Below are 25,063 nucleotides of genomic sequence, written 5' to 3'. Positions count from 1 at the left end.
CCCACCCAGTCGACGAGCGTTCAAAATGGACTCTCCCGCCAACCCCGTTAGCAGCGCGAAGAGGATGAACGCTTTCTTAAAGCGAGAAGGTTAATTCGAGGTTGACCTTCTCGCCCCCAAACCAAGTCAGAATACGATCCTAACCGGTTGACTGTGGCAAAAAAACGCCCGCTCTCCGGGCCGAGGTGGACAATGGTTAACGTTAAACGGCCCCATCCATGGGATGGGGCCGTTGATATCGTTGCAGAATTTTGGAAATAGCCGTCGAGCAGGCTTACCGGGTAAATACCCGCTGCTGCTGGGGCCGGCGGCCGACCGGAGCCGGCGGCGGGGTCGGAGCCCCGCCTCCGAACAGCCGCTCGAAGAAGTTCGGGCCGGACGAGCCGAAGCCGCCGCCATTGTTGGCCACCGCGACGCCGGAGGGCAGGGTCGTTGCCGGGCGCGAATAGCTGGGCTGCGAGTGCGCAACGACGGCCTCGAGGTCCTTGCCGCGATTGTTCTTCAGGATGTTGATCATGGTCGCGTCGCGGCCATAGACGTCCTTGCGGAATTGCAGCTTGCCGGCGTCATCCACGAACGCGGTCTGATAGGTGATGTTGACCGGCATCGGCGTCGGGAATTTCAGGTCGATCTCGCTCCTGCCGTACATGCTGCGCACGCGCTCCGGCGTGTACTTCTCGTTCGGCATGACGATGTTGAGCAGCACCGAGGCGTACTGATCGGGGTTCTGCACGCGCATGCAGCCATGGCTGAAGGCGCGATCTTCCCTGGCGAACAGGTTCTTGTCCGGCGTGTCGTGCTGATAGACTAGGAACTTGTTCGGGAAGTTGAAGCGGATGCGGCCGAGCGCGTTGGCTTCGCCGGGCGGCTGCGAGATGTGCACCGAGCCATCGCGGTTCTGCTCGAGCTTGAGGCCCATGCGCTGCAGCACGGTGGGGTCCTGCTGAAGCGCCGGCAGATACTCGTTGTAGACGATCGACGGCGGCACGTTCCAGGTCGGGTTGACCGTGATGTACTTCATCGTTTCGGTCAGCAGCGGAGTCGCATGCGTGCCCGGCTTGCCGGTGACGACGCGGGTGGTCCAGACCTGCTGGCCGCGCTGCATCACCTTCAGCGTGTAGTCGGGAATGTTGAGGATCACATAGGCATCGCCCAGCGATGGCGCGCCGAGGTCGCGCGGCAGCCAGCGCCAGCGCTCCATGTTGACCAGCACGACGTCGATCTGCTTGTCGCGCTTCGGGGTGTTGAGCGCCTTGACCGTCTTGTCGTCGAGGATGCCGGTCGCCTTCATCTCCGCGCTGTTCTGGAACTTGCGCACGGCGTCGGCGACGGCGGCGTCATAGCGGGTGTCGCTGGCGTTCTCGGCGAGGCCCAGCTTGGCGCGGAGCTGCGGCACGCGCGAATCTTCCACGACGATTTCGGCCTGCTTCTTGGTGGCCGGAGTGTATTTCAGCGCCGGACCGTCGGCGATCTCGATCGCCGGGCCGCTGCCCTGACCGCGAAGCTCCGCGAGCTTCGCCTTCAGCTCCTTGTAGAGCTTGTGCGGCGGGTTGTAGCTGTCGAGCGCTGCGGAGGCGTCAGTTGCGGTCGTGACCTTGGCGAGCACCTCGTTCGGGTCGACCGGATGCTCGGGATAGAGGATGTCGCCAGAGACCTGCGACCAATGCATGCGGCCGCTCTGGGCCTGGCGCGCATAGTCGAACATGCTGGCGGTGAGCTTGAGCTCGGCATCGGCCAGCGCATCGGGCGTGGTGGCGCTGGCGAAATCCGGCACCGGATAATCCGCCGGATTGAGGCCGTCGGAAGCGGCGTCCTTCAGCCGCGCGATGACGCCCTTGGCCGCAGCCGTCAGGCTGCCGCCTTGCGTCCAGACCGGCGCGAAGTCGCGTGCACCGTAAAATTTCTCGATCGCCGCGCGCTCGTTCTTGCGGTCGAAATGGCGCGACGTCTTGGCGCCGATGATGTCCTTGAGCTTGTCGGCGACCGGCTGGTCGGCGGTGGGAACGCTGCTCGCGGCCTTGACCGGCTCGGCGGCCGGAGCTGCAGCGGCGGCGGGTGCCGCAGGTGCAGCCGGATTTGCCGTGGCGGTGTCCGCCTTTGCAGGCTCGGTCTTTGCAGGCTCAGTCTTGGCAGGCTCGGTTTTGGCAGTCTCGCTCTTCGGCGCCTCGGTGGCGGGCGTCGTGGCGACGTCGGAAGGCTTGGTCTCGACCTTGTCCGCGGCGGGGGCGACGTCAGCCTTCACAGGCTCCCTTGCCGGCTCCTTGGCGGAGTCCTGAACCGTGGCGGTGGTGTCGAGCTTGATGTCCGATGCGGTCGGGGGCGGGACATTGGCCGGCTCGGGGCGCGGGATCGCGGCTTCGATCGCGAGCTCCGCAGCGCTGCTGCGCGCCTGATCCTGCGCCAGGGCTGAGCTGGCCGACACCGTGAGGAAGGTTGCCGCGACCGTCATCAAGACACGGTCGAAGCCCGCACGGTGGTTCAAACAGTCACGCATTGTGTCGCACCCCTCGGGTGAACTGTCCCTTATGGAACAGCTTCGTTATCGCCAATTGAGCTTCGGCTAAATCGCGCCGGCCTCTCGAAAGTTGCACGCCTGCACGCAACGATTCATACGCAGACGATATACAGACCCCGGTTTTGCAGCCAGCGCTAACCGGGACAACTCACGCCAAACTGACTTCAAGGGAGCCTCTTGGCAACGGATTGTGCGCTTGCCTCAAGCGCTTTTCCCTGTGTCTGTCACTTCCAAGTCACGGTTCAAGTCGCAGTCGAATTCCGTCGTCATGCGAACGGCTTACAACCGGTCTCGCATCGCCTCGCGAACCTCCGTTCGCATGAGGCTCAGTGCGTCTCTTCGCCGCTTTTCCCGCCATGGCCGGGAACCCCGGCTTCGTCGAGTTTGCGGTAGAGGGTGGACCGGCCGATTTTGAGACGGCGGGCCACCTCGGACATCTGGCCGCGATAATGCGAGATCGCGAAACGGATGATCTCGTTCTCCATGTCCTCGAGTGCGCGGACATCGCCGGTCGGGGTCAGCATGGCCAAAGTTCCCACGGCCGGGAGAGGAGCGATTGGTATATCGTTACCTGACACGACCGACGGGCTCGCCGCCGGCTCGAGCATCAGCGGCGCGGTCGGAATCTCGGTGGCGTGGTGCGGCTGCGACGCGAGCAGCGGGAAATCACTGAGGCCGAGCTGGTCGCCCTCGCTCATCACCACCGCACGGTAGACCGCATTCTCGAGCTGGCGGATGTTGCCGGGCCAGTCGAGTTGGGCGAGATGCGCCATGGCCTCGCCGCTGATGCCGGTGATCTGGCGGTTCTCCTCGGCGGCAAAGCGCGCCAGGAAATGCCGGAGCAGATGCGGGATGTCCTCGCGCCGGGCCCGGAGCGAGGGGATCGTCAGCGGCAGCACGTGCAGGCGATAGAACAGATCTTCCCGGAAGTGTCCCTGCTTGACCCGCTCCAGCAGCCGGCGATTGGTGGCCGAGACGATGCGGACGTCGACCTTGACGGGCTTGCGGCCGCCGACCGCCTCGACGGCGCCTTCCTGGAGCGCGCGCAGCAGCTTCACCTGCGCGGTCAGCGGCAGCTCGCTGACCTCGTCCAGAAACAGCGTGCCGCCATGGGCTTCGACGAATTTGCCCATGTGCCGTTCGGTGGCGCCGGTGAAAGCACCCTTTTCGTGGCCGAACAGAATGGACTCGACGAGGTTGTCGGGAATCGCGCCGCAATTGACGGCGACGAACGGCTTCGCCTTGCGCTCGCCGCTGCCATGGATGGCGCGCGCGAACATCTCCTTGCCGACGCCGGACTCGCCCTCGATCAGCACCGGAATGGAAGAGTTCGCGGCTTTCTGCGCGGCGCGCATCACGCCGGCCATCGCCTCGGCGCGGGTGATGATATCGGAGAAGGTCAGCCGGCCCTCGCGGCTGTGCCGGATACGCTGCAATTCGCCCTTGAGCGCGGAGGCGTTGAGAGCATTGCGCAGTGAGACCTGAAGTCGCTCGAGGCCGACCGGCTTGACCACGAAATCGGCCGCGCCAGCGCGCATCGCCGAGATCACGTTGTCGATGCCGCCATGGGCGGTCTGCACGATGACGGGGACGCTGAGGCCCGCTTCGCGGATCTTGGCCAGCACGCCCATGCCGTCGAGGCCGGGCATCACGAGATCGAGGATGACACCGTCGATGGCCGGAGCATCGGGAGCGGTGAGGGCGGCGATCGCGGCATCGCCGGAGTCCACGACGACCGTCTCATAGCCGCATTTCTGCACCATGTTCTCGACCAGCCGGCGTGCTACGGCGTCGTCGTCGGCGATCAAAATACTGGCAGCCATGGTGTTCCCCGCACGCTACTACTATCTGTCTCGAATCGGGGCACTCTGGCCGAAGCCGATTAACGCACTCTTAAACCTTGATGCCCCCGCTCGCCGCCGCGATGGTTGAACACAGGTTTCCCACACAATGAATTCGCGCTCCAAGTCTGCTCTCAACAAGTCTGCTCTCAACAAGTCTGCTCTCAACAAGCCTGCCCTCAACAAGCCTGCTCTCCGCAAGTCTGCTGCCGCGAAGACATCTGCCGTCAAGAAATCGGCAGCCAAGAAATCTACCGCCAAGGCAAAACCCTCCGCTAAGCCTGCGAGCAAAACCGGCAAGCTTCCCGAGTGGAACCTGGCCGATCTCTATTCCGGGATCGATGCGCCGGAAGTGGCGCGCGATCTCGAAAAGATGGATGCCGACTGCGTCGCGTTCGAGACGGACTACAAGGGCAAGCTCGCGACAGGGACAGCAAACGAAGATGGCGGAAAATGGCTCGCGGAGGCGGTGCGACGCTTTGAGGCGATCGACGATCTCGCCGGCCGCCTCGGCTCCTACGCCGGGCTCGTCCATGCCGGCGACAGCGTGGACCCTGCGATTTCAAAGTTTTACGGCGATGTTTCGGAGCGGCTGACGGCGGCGTCGACGCATCTTCTGTTCTTTGCGCTCGAGCTCAATCGCGTCGATGACGATATTTTGAACCGCGCGATGCAAGCCCCCGAGCTTGCGTACTACCGCCCGTGGATCGAGGACCTGCGCAAGGAGAAGCCGTATCAGCTCGACGACAAGCTGGAGCAGCTTTTCCTGGAGAAGGCGCAGACCGGCTATTCCGCCTTCAACAGGCTGTTCGACCAGACCATCTCCGGCCTGCGTTTCAAGGTCGGGTCCAAGGAGCTGGCGATCGAGCCGACGCTCAATCTGCTGCAGGACCGTGATGGCGCAAAGCGCAAGAGCGCGGCTGACGCACTGGCAAAGACTTTCAAGGCAAATGAGCGCACCTTTGCGCTGATCACCAACACGCTCGCCAAGGACAAGGACATCTCCGACCGCTGGCGCGGTTTTCAGGATGTCGCGGATTCCCGGCACCTCAACAACCGGGTCGAGCGCGAGGTTGTGGATGCGCTGGTGGCCTCGGTGCGCGCGGCCTATCCAAAGCTGTCGCATCGCTATTATGCGCTGAAGGCGAAGTGGTTCGGCAAGAAGCGGCTGGCCTATTGGGACCGCAACGCGCCGTTGCCGTTTGCCGCGACCGACGTCATCGGCTGGCCCGATGCGCGCAACATGGTGCTGACGGCCTATCGCGGCTTCTCGCCCAAAATGGCCGATATCGCCGAGCGCTTCTTCACCGATCGCTGGATCGACGCGCCGGTGCGGCCGGGCAAGGCGCCGGGTGCGTTCTCGCATCCGACCACGCCCTCCGCGCACCCTTACGTGCTCATGAACTACCAGGGCAAGCCGCGCGACGTGATGACGCTCGCCCACGAGCTCGGCCATGGCGTGCATCAGGTGCTGGCGGCCAAGAACGGTGCGCTGATGGCGCCGACGCCGCTCACGCTGGCGGAGACCGCGAGCGTGTTCGGCGAGATGCTGACGTTCAAGCGGCTCCTTGCCCAGACCAAAAATGCAAAACAGCGCCAGGCGCTGCTGGCCGGCAAGGTCGAGGACATGATCAACACCGTGGTGCGGCAGATCGCGTTCTATTCCTTCGAGCGCGCGGTCCACACCGAACGCAAGAACGGCGAGCTCACCGCGACGCGGCTCGGCGAGATCTGGCTGTCGGTGCAGGGCGAGAGCCTCGGGCCTGCGATCGAGATCAAGGCGGGCTATGAGAACTACTGGATGTACATCCCGCACTTCATCCATTCGCCGTTCTACGTCTACGCCTATGCTTTCGGCGATTGCCTCGTGAACTCGCTCTATGCCGTCTACGAAAACGCGGCCGAGGGCTTTGCCGAGCGCTATCTCGACATGCTCGCGGCCGGCGGCACCAAGCATTATTCCGAGCTGCTGCGCCCGTTCGGGCTCGATGCCAAGGATCCCAAATTCTGGGATGGCGGCCTGTCGGTCATCGCCGGGATGATCGACGAGCTGGAGGCGATGGGCTGAGATTGAACGCGGACGCTTTGCTCTAGCCGGTCGCGTTGGGGCTGCGGCCGAGGCTGTTCTGCCCGGCCGCGGGCTCGTTCACGTCGACGAAGCCGAGCATCGCACCAAACCGGTCGGTCGCCGGCTTGTCGAAGCCGACTGCGCCCTCGAAGCTTGCCGGATTGCGGAAGGTGCCGAACAGCATGTCCCAGATCGGCAGGTCGCCATAATTGAAGGCGTGCACGTCGCGCTGGTGATGGATGCAATGCGCCTCTGGCCGCTGGATGACGAAGCCGAGCCATTGCGGCGTGCGCACATTCATGTGCTGGAAATAGCCGTAGAAGGCGGCGATGTAGCCGGTCGCGGCCGCCGCGACCGGATCGAGCCCGAGCACCAGCGTCGTCACCACGGATGCGATCGCAAAGAATGAGATCGTCTCCAGCGGGTGAAACAGAGCCGCGCCGGACATGTCCATGCGTTGCGGGCTGTGATGGATCTGGTGGAACAGCCGCCACATCAGGGGAAAGGTGTGCGCGCTGCGGTGCCAGCCGTAATTGACGAGTGAGAGCACAAAATAGCCGAGTGCCGCTCCGCCGGCGACGCCGAGACCGGTGAGGTCCATCAATCTGTGTCGCTCCAGCCAGGCTTCCGGGATCAGCAGCGGGGTCAGCGTCGCCAGCAGGCCCTGAACGGTCAGCAAGCAGAAGCCTTTGAGCCGCCAATAAGGAATCTCCGGGAATTGCCGCGCCGGGATCAGGCGCTCGACGGCCAGCATGACGAGATAGGTCGCGGGCACCAAGAGGCCAAACAGCTCGATTGCGGACATCGCGTCAGCTCCAGGCTTACAGTGTAAGGCAGCTTCACAATACGGCCTTGCGGTGTAAGGTTGCAAGCGGTTTCGATTCGGAATGTCATGACCAGAAAAGCCAAAGCGGGCCGGAAAGCCTCGACTGTCCCACGCAAGCGCCGGCCGCCGCGCGAAGGGGGCAGGGGGCTGTCCCGCGAGCTTATTGCGGCCTCCGCGATGGCGCTGGTCGATCGCGAGGGGCTTGCCAAGCTCTCGACGCGCCGGCTGGGCGAGGAGCTCGGCTGCGAGGCCATGAGCATTTATCACCACTTCCCGAGCAAGGCGCATCTGATGGATGCGCTCGTCGATCTGATGCTCGCACAGGCGCGCGTGGCGATGGAGCCGCAATGGGACTGGCGCGAGCGCCTGCGCCGGGCTGCCCACGGCTTCCGCGCCATGGCGCTCACGCACCCGGCCTTCTTCCCCTTCTTCGCGGTGCACCGGCTCAATACGCCTGCCGGGGTCGCCTATATCGACGGCATTATCGGCATCCTGCGCGAGGCGGGCTTCTCTGACCGCGACGCCGCAATCTATTTCCGCGAGCTCGGCTATTACCTCACGGGCGCGGCGCTGGATGAGACGGCGGGCTATGCCCGCGGTCCCTCATCGGCGGAGCCGGTCCCGAACGAAACGATCGCCGCCAGCTTCAAGCATCTTGCGGCGGCTGCTCCGTATTTTCAGCCTGCGCATTTCGATGCGACGTTCGAGACGGGGCTGGAGATCCTGCTCGCCGGCATTGAACGCTCGGCCCAGAGACAAGACTAAGCCAGTAGATACTTTATCGTGTTTTTCAACTATTGATTGTTGATCGTGATTTGCGCTGGGGAGGGTCGCATGGCCGATCGGGGACAGGTTCCGCGACCTGAAGCAGCGCGGAACGCCGCGGCCTTCGAGGAGGAAACGCCCTGGTGCCAGAAACACCAGCAGATCGTTCGCGACGAGATGAAGGCGATCAACACGCGCCGCGAGACGGCGCGGCAGCTCGATCCCGACCGCGTCGATGCCTGCCAGATGCTCGACGTTGTCGGGCTCGCTTTGTCCGGCGGCGGCATCCGCTCTTCAGCCACCTGTCTCGGCGTGCTTCAGGCATTGAACCATCACGATCTGATCGGGCGAATCGACTATCTCTCCACGGTGTCGGGCGGCGGCTACATCGGCACCTCGCTCAGCACCACCATGACGGTGACCGGGCGTTTCGTATTTGGCGAGCGGCCGGCCGGTGGAATTGCGACCGCCAGCGAGATCAGCGATACGCCGTCGGTCGGCCATATCAGGAATTACTCCAACTACTTGATCCCGGCCGGCGTCCGCGACCTGCTGACCGGGATCGCGATCGTGGTGCGCGGCCTGATCGCCAATATCGGACTGACGCTGCCGGTCGTGCTGCTGCTCGCGGCCGTCACGATCTGGTCGACGCCGCTGCGGAGCTGTCTGACGGTCGCGAACTTCTTCGGCGTCGATCTCGCCGACGGCGCGTTGCCGCAGTGTGAGCTGCATCATTTCGGCTGGATCGCGGACCGCTTCGGCTTCGCGGCGATCGGCACGATGGTCGCGCTGGGGCTGCTCGTCTGCGGCGGAATTGCCTATCTGGTCGCGCGCGCCGAGCGCGGCATGGGCCCGACGCTGTCCTTCATTTATGCCGCGGCGATCGCGTTCCTGCTAGGCATCGCCTGCGACTTCGCGCGCCTCCTGCAGATCAAGCATTTCGCGCTGACGCTGGCGACCGCGATCATCGGTATAGGCCTGTTCTTCGTCTGGGCCCTCAAGCAATCATTGGCGAGCCCCGAAAAACGTCAGGAGTTTCGTTCGCACTGGCCGACTGCCGGCGCAACCTTCCTGGTGCTGCTTGCCGTAATCGCATTCTTCGAGTTCCAGCCCTTCATGCTATCGCAGATGTTCGATGTCGTCGACAGCGATGCGATCGGCGGGCCGGTCGGCGGCGTTGCCGTCACCTGGATCAAGGCGTTCGCCGCGATCGCCGCGCCGATCGGCGTGTTCGTCACGGCCTTCAGGCAGCAATTCGCCGAATTCCTCAAAGGCAACAGCGTGTCCTCGCAATGGGGTGCGCTGCTGGTCGCGATCATTGCCAAGGTCGCGCTGTGGATCGCGGGCCTGGCGCTGCCGCTGATCATCTGGGTCGCCTACCTCTATCTGTCCTATTGGGGCATCGCCAACGACCCGCTCGAAAAATGCCAGGCGCCTCTGGCCCTCGTCGGGCAGAGGAGCTGCCTTGCCGCCAGCAAATCGACCGCGCCCGCATCGGGCAATCTGGCCGGCAAGATCGCGTTCGACGCGGGCGCGGGCACCTTCACGGCCGAGATCACGCCGCAGCCCGCCGCACCGGCGGCGACGATGGAGTGGCTGACGCCGGTCTCCCACGTGCCGGCCTGGCTCAGATCCGCCGCGAGCAACGTCGCACGACAATTCCATTGGTCGGATGCAGGTTCGGGCTATTCGCACAGCCTGCCTCTGGTCATTCTTTATGCGCTCGTCGGCCTGCTGCTGTTTGCAATCTCCTGGTCTTTGACGCCCAACGCGAATTCGCTGCACCGTCTCTACCGAGATCGGCTGAGCAAGGCGTTTCTGTTCGACCCTGATCGTTCGGCGGACGGCAATATCGCGCGCGCCGAGGCGAGCCTCGACCAGGGGCGTGATTTCATGCCGCTCGATCGCATGAAGCTGAGCGAGCTCTATGCAGCCGCCAGGGACGGCGCCGACAAGGATGGCGTGGCGGCGGCGTCGAAGCTGGGGGCACCCTATCATCTCATCAACACGGCGCTGAACATCCAGGGCTCCGACTTCGCCAACCGGCGCGGTCGCAACGCGGACTTCTTCGTCTTCTCGCCGCTCTATGTCGGCAGCGAAGCGACACGCTACGCCAGGACGGAGGCGGTCGAGCGCCTGGAGCAAGGCCTAGACCTCGCCACCGCCATGGCGATCTCAGGGGCTGCGGCGTCGTCGAACATGGGCTCGAACTCGATCAAGGCGCTGACGCCGACGCTCGCACTGCTCAACGTGCGGCTGGGCTACTGGCTGAGCAATCCGCGCTATGTCGAGGCCACGGCCCGGCCGCAGCGGCGCTCCACGCCCTTATTCCTGTGGTCGGAAATCTCCGGTCGTCTCTACGAGAACAGCGACGGCGTCTATCTCACCGACGGCGGCCACATCGAGAATCTCAGCGTCTACGAGCTGCTGCGCCGGCGCTGCAGGGTGATCGTCGCAGTCGACGCGGAAGCAGATGCGCCCATGAATTTCGCCTCGCTGATGAAGCTGCAGCGCTACGCCCGCATCGATCTCGGTGTCCGCATCGATCTGCCCTGGACCCCGATCCGCGACCGCACGCGTGCCATCATGGCGGAGAATGCGGACAAGACCTCCGCGCAAGCGTCCCCTGGGGCATCGGAAGAAGCCTCGAAGCCCCACGTTCACGTGGCGATCGGCGTCATCGACTATGGCGGCGATGACAAGGGCTATCTCGTCTATATCAAGTCCTCTCTTTCCAGCGACGAGAACGACTACATCCGCGACTATGCGCGCCGTAACGACACCTTTCCCCACGAGACCACCGGGGATCAGTTCTTCTCGGAGGAGCAGTTCGAGGTCTATCGCGCGCTCGGGTTTCACATGACCCATGGTTTCCTGGCCGGCGACCATGATGTCGCGGTCGGTCCCGGCACCGCTCCGCGCATGGCGCGGTTCACCGCGGCTGGAGAGACGGCCGTCGCCGAGGTGCGCGCGGCGCTCGGGCTCCCGGCGCTCCGGCGACGGCCCGTGAGTGCCGCCGCCACGGAGGTCGAACAGGACTGAGCAGCGCGCGCCCCGATTCCCGGCAATTGGAATTCCAAATCACCTGATTTGCAGGAAAACCGCGCCCGCCTGCCGTTGCCCTGCCCGAAACTTTGCGGTATCCCAGCCTAAGAATTGAACTTTCGACTGGGGACATCCATGGCTGATCATAGCGAAGTGGCGTACAGCACCGCCGACGGCAACGACTACGTTGCCCACGAGCAGACCTACGAGGGCTTCATCAAGCTGGTGAAGTACGGCACGGCCTCGGTCGCGCTCATCGTGATCCTGATGGCGATCTTCCTGACCTGACCGATCGGCAGCTGCACACGCCAGCGGCAGCAGCTGCCCAGAATATTTGCATTCAAGCCGGTGCTAAAACCGGTATCGAACGCCGCGGGAGTAACGCTCAAGTTTGCGCGCGCGCTGTCCCGCGCCGCCGGAGGACCTATGAAGATCGCCGTTGCCAAGGAAATCGATCCGTCGGAGCCGCGTGTCGCCGCTTCGCCTGATACGGTGAAGAAGTTCAAGGCGCTGGGCGCCGAGATCGCCGTCGAGCCGGGTGCCGGACTCAAGTCGGGCCTGCCGGATTCCGAATTTACCGCCGCAGGCGCCACCGTCAGTGCAGACGCGCTGAAAGATGCCGACATCATCATCAAGGTGAAGCGCCCCGAGGCATCGGAGTTGTCGCAGTACAAGCGCGGTGCGCTCGTCATCGCCATCATGGATCCCTACGGCAACGAGGCCGCGCTGAAGACGATCGCCGATGCCGGCGTCTCCGCATTCGCCATGGAGCTGATGCCGCGCATCACCCGCGCGCAGGTGATGGACGTGCTGTCCTCGCAGGCGAACCTTGCCGGTTACCGCGCCGTGATCGAGGGCGCCGAAGCCTTCGGCCGCGCTTTTCCGATGATGATGACCGCGGCCGGCACCGTGCCCGCCGCCAAGGTGTTCGTGATGGGCGTCGGCGTCGCCGGCCTCCAGGCGATCGCGACCGCGCGCCGCCTAGGGGCCGTCGTGACCGCGACCGACGTGCGTCCCGCCACGAAAGAGCAGGTCGAATCGCTCGGCGCCAAGTTCCTCGCCGTCGAGGACGAAGAGTTCAAGAACGCGCAGACCGCCGGCGGCTACGCCAAGGAGATGTCCAAGGAGTATCAGGCCAAGCAGGCGGCGCTCACCGCCGAGCACATCAAGAAGCAGGACATCGTGATCACCACCGCGCTGATTCCGGGCCGGCCCGCGCCGAAGCTCGTGTCCGGCGAGATGGTCAAGTCGATGAAGCCCGGTTCGGTGCTGGTCGATCTCGCCGTCGAGCGCGGCGGCAATGTCGAGGGTGCGAAACCCGGCGAGGTCGTCGACCTCGATGGCATCAAGATCGTCGGTTACACCAACGTCGCCGGCCGCGTCGCGGCCTCGGCCTCCAGCCTCTACGCGCGCAATTTGTTCTCCTTCATCGAGACCATGGTCGACAAGAAAGAGAAGAAGCTCGCCGTCAACTGGGACGACGAGCTGGTCAAGGCCACCGCGCTCACCAAAGACGGCGCCGTCATCCACCCGAACTTCCAGCCGAAGGTTTAAGGAGACCCGCCATGGAGCATGCTGCACAGGTCGTCGACCCCTTCATCTTCCGGCTGTCGATCTTCGTCCTCGCCGTCTTCGTCGGCTATTTCGTGGTGTGGTCGGTGACCCCGGCCCTGCACACGCCGCTGATGAGCGTGACCAACGCGATCTCCTCGGTGATCGTGGTCGGCGCGCTGCTCGCGGTCGGCGTCGGCATGGTTTCGAGCGGCTCGGGATGGGCGCGCGGCTTCGGCTTCGTCGCGCTCATCTTTGCCTGCGTGAACATCTTTGGCGGCTTCCTTGTCACCCAGCGCATGCTGGCGATGTACAAGAAGAAGTCGAAGTAAGCGGCCACCTCGGGCTGAAGGATTAATGGGGACCTGAGATGAGCGCCAATCTCTCTGCATTCTTGTATCTCGTGGCGGGGGTGCTGTTCATCCTGTCGCTGCGCGGACTTTCGAGCCCGGCTTCGTCGCGCCAGGGCAATCTGTTCGGCATGATCGGCATGGCGATCGCGGTCGCCACCACGCTGGCGAGCCATCCGCCGGCCGACGGCGTCGCCTGGGTGCTGGTCATCCTCGCGGTCGCCATCGGCGGCGGCATCGGTGCGGTGATCGCCCGCCGCGTGCCGATGACCTCGATGCCGGAACTGGTCGCCGCCTTCCATTCGCTGGTCGGCATGGCTGCGGTGCTGGTCGCCGCCGGCGCGTTCTACGCGCCCGAGGCCTTCGACATCGGCACGCCCGGCAACATCCATACGCAGAGCCTGGTCGAGATGTCGCTCGGCGTCGCCATCGGCGCGCTGACCTTCACCGGCTCGGTGATCGCGTTCCTGAAGCTGTCCGCGCGGATGAGCGGCGCGCCGATCATCTTGCCCGCCCGCCACATCATCAACATCGCGCTCGCATTGGCGCTGGTGTTCTTCGTCGTCCGCCTCGTCCTCACGGGCGGCGCGTTCGATTTCTGGATGATCACCATCCTGGCGCTGGCGCTCGGCGTGCTCATGATCATCCCGATCGGCGGCGCCGACATGCCGGTCGTGATCTCGATGCTGAACTCCTACTCCGGCTGGGCCGCGGCCGGCATCGGCTTTACGCTGGGCAATTCCGCGCTGATCATCACCGGCGCGCTGGTCGGCTCCTCCGGTGCGATCCTGTCCTACATCATGTGCCACGCGATGAACCGCTCGTTCATCTCGGTCATCCTCGGCGGCTTCGGCGGAGAAACTGCCGCGGCCGGCGGTGGCGGCGGCGAGCAGAAGCCCGCCAAGCTCGGCTCGGCGGACGACGCGGCCTTCATCATGAAGAACGCGCAGAAGGTCATCATCGTGCCCGGCTACGGCATGGCGGTGGCGCAGGCTCAGCACGCGCTGCGCGAAATGGGCGACATCCTGAAGAAGGAAGGCGTCGAGGTGAAGTACGCCATTCACCCGGTCGCGGGCCGCATGCCCGGCCACATGAACGTGCTGCTCGCCGAGGCCAACGTGCCCTATGACGAGGTATTTGAGCTCGAGGACATCAACTCCGAATTCGCGCAGGCCGACATCGCCTTCGTGATCGGTGCCAACGACGTCACCAATCCGGCGGCCGAAGAGGACAAGACCTCGCCGATCTACGGCATGCCCGTGCTGCAGGTCTGGAAGGCCGGCACCGTGATGTTCATCAAGCGCTCGCTGGCGTCAGGTTATGCCGGCATCGACAATCCGCTGTTCTATCGCGACAACACCATGATGCTGCTCGGCGACGCCAAGAAGGTCACCGAGAACATCGTCAAGGCGATGTAGCGCGCGAACGAGACGGACCCTGGCCATCAACAAAGAATGGCACCGGTCCCATCGCATGCCGCCCAAGGCGACGCGCGAGCAGCGCATCAAATGGCACGCCGCCCATAAGGCGGCGTGCGGCTGCCGCGGCGTCCCGGCAAGCCTTCGGCCTGACGGTATGAAATCGCTGCGGAGCCGTCGCAAGCCCTGAGTGGAAACCGGGGCCGGCCGCGCAATGATCACCATCGCCAAATGGACTGTCATCCTGCTCGTGGCCGCCTATCTCGCCGGGCTCGTCCTGCTGTATGTCCGGCAGCGCGAGATGCTGTTTCCCATACCGACGATTGAGCGAACCTCGCCCGCTGCGGCGGATTGTCCCGAGGCGGAGGAGCATGTCCTGACCACCTCGGATGGCGAGAAGGTCATTGTCTGGCACGTGCCGGCGAAACCTGGCCGTCCCGTGATCCTGTATTTTCCGGGTAATGGCGATTTCCTTGCCGGTCGTGTCAGCCGCTTCAAGGCGATGACGGCCGACGGCACCGGCCTCGTCGCGCTGTCCTATCGCGGCTATGCCGGCTCGAGCGGCGCGCCGAGCGAGCAGGGTCTGCTGCGCGACGCGGCCGCAGCCTACGCTTTCACCAGCGCGCGCTATGGGCCGGAACGAATCGTTGCCTGGGGCTTTTCGCTCGGGACGGGCGTGGCGGTCGCGCTTGCCTCCGACCACGCCATCGGCAAATTGATCCTGGAGGCGCCGTACACCTCGACGGTCGATATTGCAGCATTGGCATTCCGCTACGTGCCGGTGCGCCTGCTCATGCGCGACCAGTTTCGTTCCGACGAACGGATCGCGCGCGTCACGGTGCCGCTGCTCGTGATGCATGGCACCAATGATCTTGCCATTTCGATCCTGTTCGGAGAGCGTCTGTTCGCGTTCGCGCATGAACCGAAGCAGTTCGTTGGTTTTGCGGGCGGCGGACATGACAATCTCGATAGTTTCGGTGCGGTCGAAACGGCAAGGCGCTTCATTGGATATTAAACGACCTGTCACGCGGCTCCGGGGCGTCTTCCTCCTTGCCGTCTTCATCTTGTTGCCGCAGCAGGCATGGGCGGCCACCGGGCTCGACGGTGCGGCGATGCGCTGGCCCTATGCGCTGCCCTTTGCGGGTCTGTTGCTGTCGATCGCGCTCGGGCCCTTGTTGTTTCCGAAGATCTGGCACCATCACTACGGCAAGATCGCCGCCGCCTGGTCGCTGGCGGCGCTGGCCTCGCTGGTGATTTTTGCCGGAGGCGCGGCGACGCTGGCGGCGCTCGTGCACGCTCTGCTCGCTGAATATCTCGGCTTCATCGTGCTGCTGTTCTCGCTCTATGTCGTGGCCGGCGGAATTCTCATTACCGGCGACATCAAGGCCACGCCGGCGATCAATGCCGGCATCCTCGCGCTCGGCACGCTGGGTGCGAGCATCGTCGGCACCACGGGTGCCGCGATGATCCTGATTCGTCCGCTGATCCGGGCCAACCGGCCGCGGCGCCACAACGCCCATGTCATCGTCTTCTTCATCATCCTGGTTGCCAATGTCGGCGGCGCGTTGAGCCCGCTCGGCGATCCCCCACTGTTCGTCGGTTTCCTGCACGGCGTCGACTTCTTCTGGACTACCCGGACCATCTGGCTGCAGACCGCGGTCGTGGCCGGATTGCTGCTTGCCATTTTCGTCGCCGTCGACGTCTGGCGCTTCCGCAGCGAGCCTTTGCTCGACGACGCCGGCCCCGGCAAGCCCGTCCGCATCCGCGGCCTCGTCAATCTCGTGCTGATAGCCGCCATCGTCGCGAGCCTGCTGGTGTCGGCGATGTGGAAGCCCGGCATTGCCTTCGACGTTCTCGGAACGAAGTTCGAGCTGGAGGATATCGCGCGCAATTTGGCCCTGCTCGTCATTGCGGCGCTGTCGGTGTGGCTGACGCCGGACGAGCACAGGCTGGCGAACGGCTTCACGTGGGAGCCGATCCGCGAGGTCGCAAAGCTGTTCGCCGGCATCTTTGTCGCCATCATCCCCGTCATCGCCATGCTCAACGCCGGCCACCACGGCGCCTTCGCGTGGCTGTTGTCGGCCGTGACGGCACCGGACGGCACGCCCCGCGAGGTGGCCTATTTCTGGTTCACCGGATTGATGTCGGCGTTCCTCGACAATGCGCCGACCTATCTGCTGTTCTTCGAACTCGCCGGCGGCGACCCGCAGGTGTTGATGCATCAGCTCTCGGGCACGCTCGCTTCTATCTCCATGGGGGCGGTCTATATGGGGGCGCTGACCTATATCGGCAATGCGCCGAACTTCATGGTGAGCAGCATCGCAAGCGAGAACGGCATCGAGATGCCGAGCTTCTTCGGCTATTTCCTGCGGGCCGGCGCCGTGCTGATCCCGCTGTTCCTGCTGCTGACGTTGCTGCCGGTCGCGCCGATCCTGCGCTGGCATTGAATCTGCCGGCCGATTTGCTACAGCTCGGCTGACATGATTGGATCCGGTGGATGAGCGCCCATAATCCGATGCCCCGGTCATCCTGGATCTTCCCGGCGCTGGCCGTACTGTTGTTCGCAGCCGTCAGTGCGACGGATTACGTGTTCACGCTTTCGCCGAGCGGGCTCGTCTTCGCCATCGTCCTCCTGGTCATCCTGTTCGGCGCGGTGTTCGCCGCGGTTCACCATGCCGAGGTGATCGCCGAACGGGTCGGCGAACCCTATGGCACGCTGGTGCTGACGCTCTCGGTCACCATCATCGAGGTGGCGCTGATCACCACGATCATGCTGGGTGACAAGCCTGCGCCGGCGCTGGCGCGTGACACCGTGTTCGCCGTGGTCATGATCGTCTGCAACGGCCTCGTCGGGCTCTGCATCTTCATCGGCGGCCTGCGCTATCGCGAGCAGGGCTTTCAGCTCTCCGGCGCCAACGTCTATCTCAGCGTCCTGTTCGCGCTCGCGACCATCACCCTGATCATGCCGAACTACACGACCAGCACGCCGGGGCCGGTCTATTCGGCGGCTCAACTCGGTTTCGTCGACGTGGTCACGCTCGCCCTGTACGGGGTGTTCCTCTACACCCAGACCGTCCTGCACAAGGATTACTTCGTCCATGAACGGGCGGACGGGGAGGGCGGCGAGGTACACCCGTCGGGCAGGATGTTCGTGCTCAGCATCGTGCTGCTGTTGGTTGCGCTCCTGGCGGTCGTGCTGCTGGCCAAGAAGTTTTCGCTGGTGGTCGACGCCGTCGCCGCCAAGATCGGCGCGCCGCCGGCCTTCACCGGGCTTCTGGTCGCGCTCCTGATCCTGATGCCGGAGGGCGTCGCGGCCGTCTCCGCGGCTCGCAAGAACGACCTGCAGAAGAGCATCAACCTGGCGCTTGGCTCGTCGCTGGCCACCATCGGGCTGACGATCCCTGCCGTCGGCATTGCCACCTACGCGCTCGACAAGGAGCTCGAGCTCGGCCTCAGCGCCCAGGGCAGCGTGCTTTTGCTCCTGACCTTCTTCCTGAGCATGCTGACCTTCGGCACGGGCAGGACGAATGTCCTGTTCGGGCTGGTCCATATGGTGGTATTTGCCGTCTACGTGTTCATGGTTTTCGTACCCTGACCCACCGTCCGCGACCCCTTCAGGTCCGGGTCGCATCCCTGGAGTTCCCGATGCTTGCCGCCAGATCCGAAGTTCAGGTCGATAACGAGGAGGTTCGGGTCACCGAATGGCGGCTCGGTCCGGGCAGCGCCACCGGGCATCACACCCACGGCATGGATTACGTGATTGTTCCCGTCGTGGCGGGGGAGATGACCATCGTAGCCCCCGGCGGCGAGCGGTCCAAGGCGCAGCTGGCGGCCGGGAAATCCTATTTCCGCAAGGCTGGCGTCCAACATGACGTACTTAACGAAACCTCAACCGAGATCGTGTTCCTTGAGATCGAGCTGAAGCCGTAACTTCGGCCTTAACACTTGCCATCGATCCGTCGCAGTTGATCCCTTACAATGCCCCAAAGTTCCCGCATCAGATCGCGCGGGGAGTGGCCGGAATGCTGAAATACCTCGCTAAAATTTCGATGGATATTTTCCCCTCGGTGCTCGCGACGATCATCGGGGCGTACATCGTTAATCACTACATCAACGCCAAGCCGGCGGCTGATGCCCCCTCGGCCGTGGTAGCTCCCGCCGAGGCCGGCAAGGACGGCAAGCCGGCCGATGTCGCCAATCTCCCGGCCCCCGGCGTCAAGGCGAAAGGCATCCCCGAGAAGCACGTGACGGACAAGCCGGCGGCTGAGAAGGCCTCCGATCAGCCTGCCGTCGAGCACAAGGCCGCAGATGTGACGCCGGGCGATGCCAGCCCGCGCGGCAAGCCGCCCGCGCGCGAGAAGGCTGCCGCCAAGTCTACGCCGACTTCGCCCGCGGCTACACCCGCTTCCGCTGCCCCGGTGGCCGAGGCCAATTCGGCGCCGGCTGCGACCCCCGACGCCAACGATCTCGTGCGTGCCGCGATCGAACGCCTGCGCAAGACGCCTGAAGGCAAGTCGTCTGAAAGCAAGTCGTCTGAAGCCAAGTCCGCTGAAGCCAAGTCCGCTGAGGCCAAATCTTCCGAAACCAAGCCGTCCGAGATTCGACCGTCCGAGCCCAAGTCAGCCGAGCGGCCGGCCGAGCCTGCCGTGCGGGAGGCCTCCCGCACGCCCGAGGCCCCGCGAATCATCAATATGGAGCCGGCCGCGGTCCGCCCGCTGCCGCCGCCGATTACGGTGTCGACGCCATCACCCGAGGCCTATGGCAATAATGGTTCCTCGTCGGCCAATCCGCCCTACACGGCCTCGGTTGGCAACGACGATCCGAATCGGATGACGCCGCCGGCCGACATTCCCGTGCCGATGATTGCGCCGCCGCTCGATCTGCGCGCCGATGCCGGTGCCTCCATGCCACGGCCGAAGAAGACCAATGTGGCCGACGAGATGCTGTCAGGCATGAAGTCGATGTTCCACTCCGTTCTGCCGAAGAGCGCCACCCCCGACTAAGACAGCGCCTGCGCTGCGCCCAGATCGTCAGCCGCCGACGCGGGCAAGGCCGCTGCGCGCGGTGTCGTCGCGTGGGCGAAGTGAGACGGCCCGTGTGTAGGAAGCGGCCGCCTTGGCCTTGTCGCCCAGCCGTTCATAGGCCTGTCCGCGCGCGGTCCAGACCTGGGCGTTGTGCGGATCCACCTCGGAGGCCTCATCCAGATCGGCTGCGGCTTCCTTGACCTTGCCGAGCGCAAGATAGCTGATGGCGCGGCCGAGCAGCGGCTCGACCTTCTGGGGGTTGAGCCCGCTCGCAGCGGTGAAATCGGCGATCGCGAAGTCGTGCTGATGATTGCCCTGGTAGATCAGGGCACGGCCATAAAGCGCCTGCGCATTGTAGGGATCGAGATCGACCGCGCGATTGAACTCGTCGAGCGCTGCCGCGGTCTCGCCTGACTTCGCCAGGGATTGGGCTTTTGCGGTGCGGGCCTGAGCTTCGGTGACGTTGCCGGCGCTCACCGCGCTCTCAGCGGGCGCGGCCGCCTTGGGTGCTTCCTGCTGCGGCTTGTCCTTCTCCGGCATCAACGATCCCAGATCGAAGGAGCAGCCGCACAGCGCGATCCCCGTCAAAGCCAGCGCGAACGGCCACCAGATCCGGCGTCGCCGCGCCAAGCCGCGTTCGGGGAAAGGGGAGGCCATCTACGGTCGCTCGCGCTAGAGCATGATCCGGAAAAGTGTGAAGCGGTCTTCCGAAGAGTTCATGCTCAAACAATAGACCAAAGCACGATGAAAGACCCATCGCGCTTCGGTGCCGCATCGTGAGTGCCCCGTCCCAGAAAGGCACCGCCCACAAACGATGACGCGGGCCAGGGGCCCGCGTCATCGGAAACTGAATCTTGCAAGATCCGGTGGATCAGCGCGGTCCGCGCGGACCTGCACCCGGGCCGCTACGACCGCCACGATCACCGCCGGGACCGGCGCCGAACACCGGCTTCGGCTTCATCGGCAACAGGCCTTCGCGCTGCAGCTTCTTGCGGGCCAACTTGCGCGCACGGCGCACGGCTTCGGCCTTTTCGCGGGCCTTCTTCTCGGAGGGCTTTTCGTAGTGACCGCGGAGCTTCATCTCGCGGAAAATACCCTCGCGCTGCATCTTCTTCTTCAGCGCCTTGAGGGCTTGATCGACATTGTTATCGCGAACGAGAACCTGCACGCGGCATCCTCTTTAGTGGATCGGATTTGAATTCTGGTAAGACGAAGGGGATGGCGAAACGCGCAAGCCCTTAACCTTGAGGGCGCGGATGTATCAGACAAAACCGGGGATGTCCACCTGCCAAGCGCGGATTCGGGCCAAGTTCAGCCATTAAATAAGGCAAAATATCTCCGTGCGGCCCTGATTTGGGAGATTTGACGCCAAGGGTGGGGCCGTTTCCGGAGCTTTGTTCCGGAATCTTGAAAGCAGGGGACGACACATGGATATCAAGAAATACGCTGCTGAAGCCATCGGCACCTTCTGGCTCACATTCGCAGGTTGCGGGAGCGCGGTGATCGCCGCCGGCTTTCCGCAGGTCGGAATCGGCCTGGTCGGTGTCTCCCTCGCGTTCGGGCTTAGCGTGGTCACCATGGCCTATGCGATCGGCCATATCTCGGGTTGCCATCTCAACCCCGCGGTCACCGTCGGTCTTGCTGCCGGCGGCCGTTTTCCCGCCGGGCAGATCCTGCCCTATGTCATTGCCCAGGTGGCAGGTGCGATCGTGGCGGCTTGGCTGCTCTATGTCATCGCGAGCGGGGCTCCCGGATTCGACGTCAGCAAGGGCTTCGCATCCAACGGCTATGATGCGCATTCGCCCGGCCAGTACAGCATGATCGTCTGCTTCCTCACCGAGGTGGTGATGACCATGATGTTCCTGTTCATCATCATGGGCGCCACGCATGGCCGCGCGCCCGCCGGCTTCGCACCGCTCGCGATCGGGCTCGCGCTGGTGATGATCCATCTCGTCAGCATCCCCGTCACGAACACGTCGGTGAACCCGGCGCGCAGCACGGGCCCCGCGCTGTTCGTCGGCGGCTGGGCGACAGCGCAGCTTTGGCTGTTCTGGGTCGCACCGCTGATCGGCGGCGCGCTGGGCGGGGTGATCTATCGCTGGCTCAGCGAGGAGCCCACCGGCGTCGTCGCGGGCGTGAAGACGGCGTAACACGAAAGGGGATCGCAGCGATTGCTGCGGTCCCCGTACGTGCCCTTGTCACTTGTCTTTCGACGGCCTGACTTCGGTGACGTGGCCCATCTTGCGGCCGGGGCGCGGCGCGCCCTTGCCATAGATGTGCACGGTCGCGCCCGGCACACCGAGCCACTTCTCGTAATCGTTGATCTCGTCGCCGATCAAATTTGTCATGGTGACGACCTCGCCATGGCGCACCGGCTTGCCGAGCGGCCAGCCGGCGATGGCGCGGATGTGCTGCTCGAACTGCGAGACCGACGCGCCGTCGAGCGTCCAGTGCCCGGAATTATGCACACGCGGGGCGATCTCGTTGACCAGCACCTTCGGTCCCGTGCCATTGGCGAGCACGAACATCTCGACGGCGAGCACGCCGACATAGTCGAGCGCGCTGGCGATCTTTCCGGCAATGCCGCGCGCTTCCTCGGCAAGTAAATCCGGGATCCGTGCGGGTGCGCGCGAGATCTTCAGGATGTGGTCGCGATGCTCGTTCTCGGTGACGTCGAAGCACTCGACCTCGCCTGTGATCGAGCGTGCGGCGATCACGGAAATCTCGCGCTCGTACGGCACGAAGGCTTCCAGGATCGCAGATTTGGTGGCGAGGCTGGTCCACACCTTGGCGATGTCGTCGCCCGCGCGGATGATGGCCTGGCCCTTGCCGTCATAACCGAAGCGGCGGGTCTTGAGCACGGCCGGAAGACCGATCCTGACGATGGCCTCACGCAGCGACGCCACCGAGGTGACGTCGGCGTAGGCGGCCGTACCGATGCCGAGGCGGGTGACAAAATCCTTCTCGGCGAGCCGGTCCTGGGTGGTCTCGAGGATCTTGCGGTTGGGCAGCACCGGCCGGCGCGCATCCAGCACCATCGCCGCAGCCGAGGGCACGTTCTCGAATTCGTAGGTGATGACGTCGACGTCGTTGGCGAACAGTTCGAGCGCTTCAACGTCGGCATATTCGGCACAGGTCGCGTTCAGCACGACGTCGAAAGCGGGCGAGTCCGGATCGGGCGAAAACACCTGGCAGCGCAGGCCGAGCCGCGCCGCCGCCATCGCCAGCATCCGTCCCAATTGTCCGCCGCCGAGGATTCCGATGGTGTCGCCGGGCTTCAGCTTCACCTGCTTTGCGTCGCTCACGCCTTGTCCTCCGGGCGCTCGGCAACCGCCTCGGTTTGCGCCTTGCGCCAGGCGGCGAGGCGATCCGACAGGGCCGGGTCGGACAATGCCAGCACGGCAGCGGCAAGCAGTGCCGCATTGATGGCGCCCGCCTTGCCGATGGCGAGGGTGCCGACGGGGATGCCCGCGGGCATCTGGACGATCGAATGGAGCGAGTCGACGCCCTTGAGCGTCTTCGATTCGACGGGCACGCCGAACACCGGCAGTTCCGTCAGGGCCGCCGCCATGCCGGGCAGATGAGCAGCGCCTCCGGCGCCGGCGATGATGATCTTGTACCCCGCGGCCTTGGCGCCCTTGGCGAAAGCAAACAGCCGGTCGGGGGTGCGGTGGGCCGAAACGATGCGGGTGTCGGCGGCAATGCCGAGCGCAGCAAGCGTGTCGGCGGCATGCCGCATCGTGTCCCAGTCCGACTGGCTTCCCATGATGATGGCGATCGGCGCGGTCATGACGTTAATTGTGCCCGAAAAACAGAAGGATAGGCCAGATTAACGGTTCCGGCCGGCGGCTCGCAAGGCGGTGGCAAGGAGAAGGGAATGCACTATCCTGTCTTGGTGAATCCCCGCAAGCCTTCATTGAGCAGGATGCCCATGAAGAAACCAAAAAGGGCGAGCGCTGCGAAGGCCAAAAAGGGCCGGAAAACCAGCGCAAGCCGTTCCAAGGCCGCCCCGAAGCGGCTGACCAGGCGTCCGGCGCAGCCGCCGCGGCGTGGCGCGTCGGGCGATGATGGAGCCAAGGAAACCACGAGAGCGACGATCCGGGGCTTGCGGACCAAGCTCAGGGAGGCGCTGCGCCGGGTCGCGGAGCTGGAAGCTGCGGCGGATACCGACTTCCTGCTCGAGATCCCCAACCGGCGCGGCTTCGAGCGCGAGCTCGCGCGCGCCATCGCCTACATGAAGCGCTATCGCGCCAGTGGGGCGCTGGTTGTGCTCGACGTCGATCGGTTGAAGCCGATCAACGATTCGTTCGGTCACGGCGCCGGCGACGAGGTGCTCAAGGCGATTGCCGCCACGCTGACGCGGCAGGTCCGTGCCTCCGACGTGGTCGGCCGGCTCGGGGGCGACGAGTTCGCGCTGCTGCTCTGGAATCTGAGCGAGACCGATGCCAAGGCGAAGGCCGCCGCCTTCGAACAGGCGATCGACGAATTGTCCTTCGTCTTTCGCGGCCAGCACGTGACCGCGGGTGCCTCCGCCGGCGTCGCGCTGCTGGGAGCGCAATCCGACGCAGGCCGCGCCCTGGAGGAGGCAGATGCCGCCATGTATGTGCGCAAGGCGCACCGGCGGCATGAGCCGCGGATCAGGCTGGTCAGCAGCTAGAGCATGATGCGGACCCGAAGGGCCGCGTCAGCGAAAAGCGTGAAGCGGCTTTCCGAAGAGATCAAGCCACGACCCTTACAGCGTGGCGAGATCTTCCGGCACGTTGCCGAATTTGCGCAGCAGCGTGGCGTCGCCGAATTCGCCGGTCATGGGATCGCCGCTGCGGCTGAATGCGACCGCGCCGATGTGGCCTGTGCTGCGCGACAAGGCCTCGGCGCGCCGCAACGCGGAGGTCGAACTCTGGCATTCTTCCGCTGCGCCGGCGACAGGCGAGCCGTCGGCGTCGATCAAAAAGGGCATTGCAACGTAATAGGTCACGTCCGACATGGCGTTGCTCCAATATTGAAGTTCAAGCGGCGCTGCTCTTGCTCCGCGTCTTGCTGCGGGAGGTGTCCGGAATGCAGCCGGCGGAGATCGCCGCCTGCAATTCCTCCAGTTCGGCTTCCAGATATTCGTTGGCCATGATCAGCGCCTTGATGGTGCTGCGCAGATTGCCGTCGCACATCGCGATGGCCTGGTCGCAGGCCTGTTCATAGTGGCTGTTGTCGAGAAGGGCGGCTGTCGACATCTGCGTTTCCTCGGGCGTTCCTGGGGGGCGTTGGGGTACCCGAATGTTCTTATTTTGTTCTTTTTGAGTCAAGCGGATTCGATGCCCAGCAGGCTCGTCGCGCGCGGTCTGTGGATCAGGCGATGATGTCCGGGGTAATCTGGTCTTCGATGAACGCGATGCGGTCACGCAACAACAGCTTGCGCTTCTTCAACCGCTGTAGCCGCAACAGGTCGGGGGCGGGCGATTGATGCAGTGCATCGATCGCCGCATCGAGATCTCGGTGTTCCTGCTGCAACCGGGTGAGCTCGGCTTCGAGCTCACGCTCGTCTTCATTGGTCATGTCTGCGGTGGCCGAAAACCGATAGGCGTGAGACTAAGGCTGTGGATGCCCTGTGGAAATTATCGTCCTTGCGCGGCGTGATCGCAAGCGATCTGCGATCCCTCCTCGCCGAT

General features: G+C 64.4%; 24 protein-coding genes. 14 read left to right on the top strand and 10 right to left on the bottom strand.

Translation table 11 applies throughout. The features are described from left to right. Window positions 1-274: 274 nt before the first annotated feature. Window positions 275-2,494 (bottom strand): L,D-transpeptidase family protein, encoded by a 2,220-nt coding sequence (locus tag AC0WRY_RS29905; RefSeq protein WP_211415975.1) that lies wholly within the window; start codon window positions 2,492-2,494, stop codon window positions 275-277. Between the two features lie 347 nt (window positions 2,495-2,841). Continuing rightward, window positions 2,842-4,338: a sigma-54-dependent transcriptional regulator gene (locus AC0WRY_RS29900; protein WP_211415976.1), complete on the bottom strand. Its 1,497-nt coding sequence runs from the start codon at window positions 4,336-4,338 to the stop codon at window positions 2,842-2,844. Between the two features lie 127 nt (window positions 4,339-4,465). Here AC0WRY_RS29900 and AC0WRY_RS29895 point away from each other — a divergent pair, with 127 nt between their 5' ends. Then, window positions 4,466-6,424 (top strand): M3 family oligoendopeptidase, encoded by a 1,959-nt coding sequence (locus AC0WRY_RS29895; RefSeq protein ID WP_491122163.1) that lies wholly within the window; start codon window positions 4,466-4,468, stop codon window positions 6,422-6,424. Window positions 6,425-6,446: 22 nt separating this feature from the next. Here AC0WRY_RS29895 and AC0WRY_RS29890 read toward each other — a convergent pair whose 3' ends face one another. Next, on the bottom strand, window positions 6,447-7,229 hold the full coding sequence (locus AC0WRY_RS29890; RefSeq protein ID WP_491122162.1) for a sterol desaturase family protein: 783 nt from the start codon (window positions 7,227-7,229) through the stop codon (window positions 6,447-6,449). Window positions 7,230-7,316: 87 nt separating this feature from the next. Here AC0WRY_RS29890 and AC0WRY_RS29885 point away from each other — a divergent pair, with 87 nt between their 5' ends. The 11 genes from AC0WRY_RS29885 to AC0WRY_RS29835 all read left to right on the top strand — a co-directional run bounded on the left by AC0WRY_RS29885 (window position 7,317) and on the right by AC0WRY_RS29835 (window position 19,382). Then, a complete protein-coding gene (locus tag AC0WRY_RS29885; RefSeq protein WP_491122161.1) occupies window positions 7,317-8,015 on the top strand; it encodes a TetR/AcrR family transcriptional regulator in 699 nt (232 codons plus the stop codon). Between the two features lie 69 nt (window positions 8,016-8,084). Continuing rightward, on the top strand, window positions 8,085-11,057 hold the full coding sequence (locus AC0WRY_RS29880) for a patatin-like phospholipase domain-containing protein (RefSeq protein ID WP_491122160.1): 2,973 nt from the start codon (window positions 8,085-8,087) through the stop codon (window positions 11,055-11,057). 138 nt (window positions 11,058-11,195) lie between these two features. Continuing rightward, complete coding sequence (locus AC0WRY_RS29875) at window positions 11,196-11,348, top strand: aa3-type cytochrome c oxidase subunit IV (RefSeq protein ID WP_018317799.1); 153 nt, start codon at window positions 11,196-11,198, stop codon at window positions 11,346-11,348. A 138-nt stretch (window positions 11,349-11,486) separates the two neighbouring features. Continuing rightward, complete coding sequence (locus AC0WRY_RS29870; protein ID WP_194404316.1) at window positions 11,487-12,614, top strand: Re/Si-specific NAD(P)(+) transhydrogenase subunit alpha; 1,128 nt, start codon at window positions 11,487-11,489, stop codon at window positions 12,612-12,614. 11 nt (window positions 12,615-12,625) lie between these two features. After that, the gene (locus AC0WRY_RS29865) at window positions 12,626-12,943 is read left to right on the top strand and encodes a proton-translocating transhydrogenase family protein (protein WP_024337650.1); all 318 of its coding nucleotides are present in this window, start codon (window positions 12,626-12,628) and stop codon (window positions 12,941-12,943) included. Between the two features lie 38 nt (window positions 12,944-12,981). Next, window positions 12,982-14,379 (top strand): NAD(P)(+) transhydrogenase (Re/Si-specific) subunit beta, encoded by a 1,398-nt coding sequence (locus AC0WRY_RS29860; protein ID WP_194404315.1) that lies wholly within the window; start codon window positions 12,982-12,984, stop codon window positions 14,377-14,379. 217 nt (window positions 14,380-14,596) lie between these two features. Next, complete coding sequence (locus tag AC0WRY_RS29855) at window positions 14,597-15,394, top strand: alpha/beta hydrolase (protein ID WP_491123516.1); 798 nt, start codon at window positions 14,597-14,599, stop codon at window positions 15,392-15,394. 97 nt (window positions 15,395-15,491) lie between these two features. Next, window positions 15,492-16,826, top strand: a complete 1,335-nt coding sequence (locus AC0WRY_RS29850) for a sodium:proton antiporter (RefSeq protein ID WP_491123515.1) — start codon at window positions 15,492-15,494, stop codon at window positions 16,824-16,826. Window positions 16,827-16,876: 50 nt separating this feature from the next. Next, complete coding sequence (locus AC0WRY_RS29845; RefSeq protein ID WP_491122159.1) at window positions 16,877-17,974, top strand: calcium:cation antiporter; 1,098 nt, start codon at window positions 16,877-16,879, stop codon at window positions 17,972-17,974. Between the two features lie 50 nt (window positions 17,975-18,024). Continuing rightward, window positions 18,025-18,309 carry a cupin domain-containing protein gene (locus tag AC0WRY_RS29840; protein ID WP_028140292.1) on the top strand — a complete coding sequence of 95 codons (285 nt, stop codon included), beginning with the start codon at window positions 18,025-18,027 and terminating at the stop codon, window positions 18,307-18,309. A gap of 92 nt (window positions 18,310-18,401) precedes the next feature. Further along, complete coding sequence (locus AC0WRY_RS29835; RefSeq protein WP_491122158.1) at window positions 18,402-19,382, top strand: hypothetical protein; 981 nt, start codon at window positions 18,402-18,404, stop codon at window positions 19,380-19,382. 27 nt (window positions 19,383-19,409) lie between these two features. On the opposite strand, the gene AC0WRY_RS29830 is transcribed toward AC0WRY_RS29835, so the two are convergent. Further along, a complete protein-coding gene (locus AC0WRY_RS29830; protein ID WP_491122157.1) occupies window positions 19,410-20,060 on the bottom strand; it encodes a tetratricopeptide repeat protein in 651 nt (216 codons plus the stop codon). A gap of 214 nt (window positions 20,061-20,274) precedes the next feature. Beyond that, window positions 20,275-20,571, bottom strand: a complete 297-nt coding sequence (gene rpsU, locus AC0WRY_RS29825) for a 30S ribosomal protein S21 (protein WP_014492442.1) — start codon at window positions 20,569-20,571, stop codon at window positions 20,275-20,277. A gap of 259 nt (window positions 20,572-20,830) precedes the next feature. On the opposite strand from rpsU, the gene aqpZ reads away from it, so the two are divergent. Continuing rightward, window positions 20,831-21,553 carry an aquaporin Z gene (gene aqpZ, locus AC0WRY_RS29820; RefSeq protein WP_211415984.1) on the top strand — a complete coding sequence of 241 codons (723 nt, stop codon included), beginning with the start codon at window positions 20,831-20,833 and terminating at the stop codon, window positions 21,551-21,553. A 48-nt stretch (window positions 21,554-21,601) separates the two neighbouring features. Here the strand turns inward: aqpZ and AC0WRY_RS29815 are convergent, their stop codons facing one another. Beyond that, window positions 21,602-22,708, bottom strand: coding sequence for a 5-(carboxyamino)imidazole ribonucleotide synthase (locus tag AC0WRY_RS29815; protein ID WP_259216419.1), 1,107 nt, complete (start codon window positions 22,706-22,708; stop codon window positions 21,602-21,604). After that, window positions 22,705-23,193, bottom strand: a complete 489-nt coding sequence (gene purE, locus AC0WRY_RS29810; protein WP_491122156.1) for a 5-(carboxyamino)imidazole ribonucleotide mutase — start codon at window positions 23,191-23,193, stop codon at window positions 22,705-22,707. Before purE ends, AC0WRY_RS29815 begins: the two co-directional genes overlap by 4 nt. Window positions 23,194-23,334: 141 nt before the next feature. Here purE and AC0WRY_RS29805 point away from each other — a divergent pair, with 141 nt between their 5' ends. Continuing rightward, window positions 23,335-24,060: a GGDEF domain-containing protein gene (locus tag AC0WRY_RS29805; RefSeq protein ID WP_491122155.1), complete on the top strand. Its 726-nt coding sequence runs from the start codon at window positions 23,335-23,337 to the stop codon at window positions 24,058-24,060. A 75-nt stretch (window positions 24,061-24,135) separates the two neighbouring features. Here AC0WRY_RS29805 and AC0WRY_RS29800 read toward each other — a convergent pair whose 3' ends face one another. From AC0WRY_RS29800 to AC0WRY_RS29790, 3 genes are all read right to left on the bottom strand, one after another. Continuing rightward, window positions 24,136-24,387: a hypothetical protein gene (locus AC0WRY_RS29800; protein ID WP_259216420.1), complete on the bottom strand. Its 252-nt coding sequence runs from the start codon at window positions 24,385-24,387 to the stop codon at window positions 24,136-24,138. 22 nt (window positions 24,388-24,409) lie between these two features. Then, window positions 24,410-24,628, bottom strand: coding sequence for a hypothetical protein (locus AC0WRY_RS29795; RefSeq protein WP_194404305.1), 219 nt, complete (start codon window positions 24,626-24,628; stop codon window positions 24,410-24,412). Between the two features lie 115 nt (window positions 24,629-24,743). Next, on the bottom strand, window positions 24,744-24,950 hold the full coding sequence (locus AC0WRY_RS29790; RefSeq protein WP_008546179.1) for a YdcH family protein: 207 nt from the start codon (window positions 24,948-24,950) through the stop codon (window positions 24,744-24,746). Window positions 24,951-25,063 lie beyond the last annotated feature (113 nt).

The organism is Bradyrhizobium sp. T-12, from assembly GCF_058314695.1.
The sequence above is the reverse complement of the archived record's forward strand: the minus strand, read 5'-3'. Positions and strand labels throughout refer to the sequence as shown.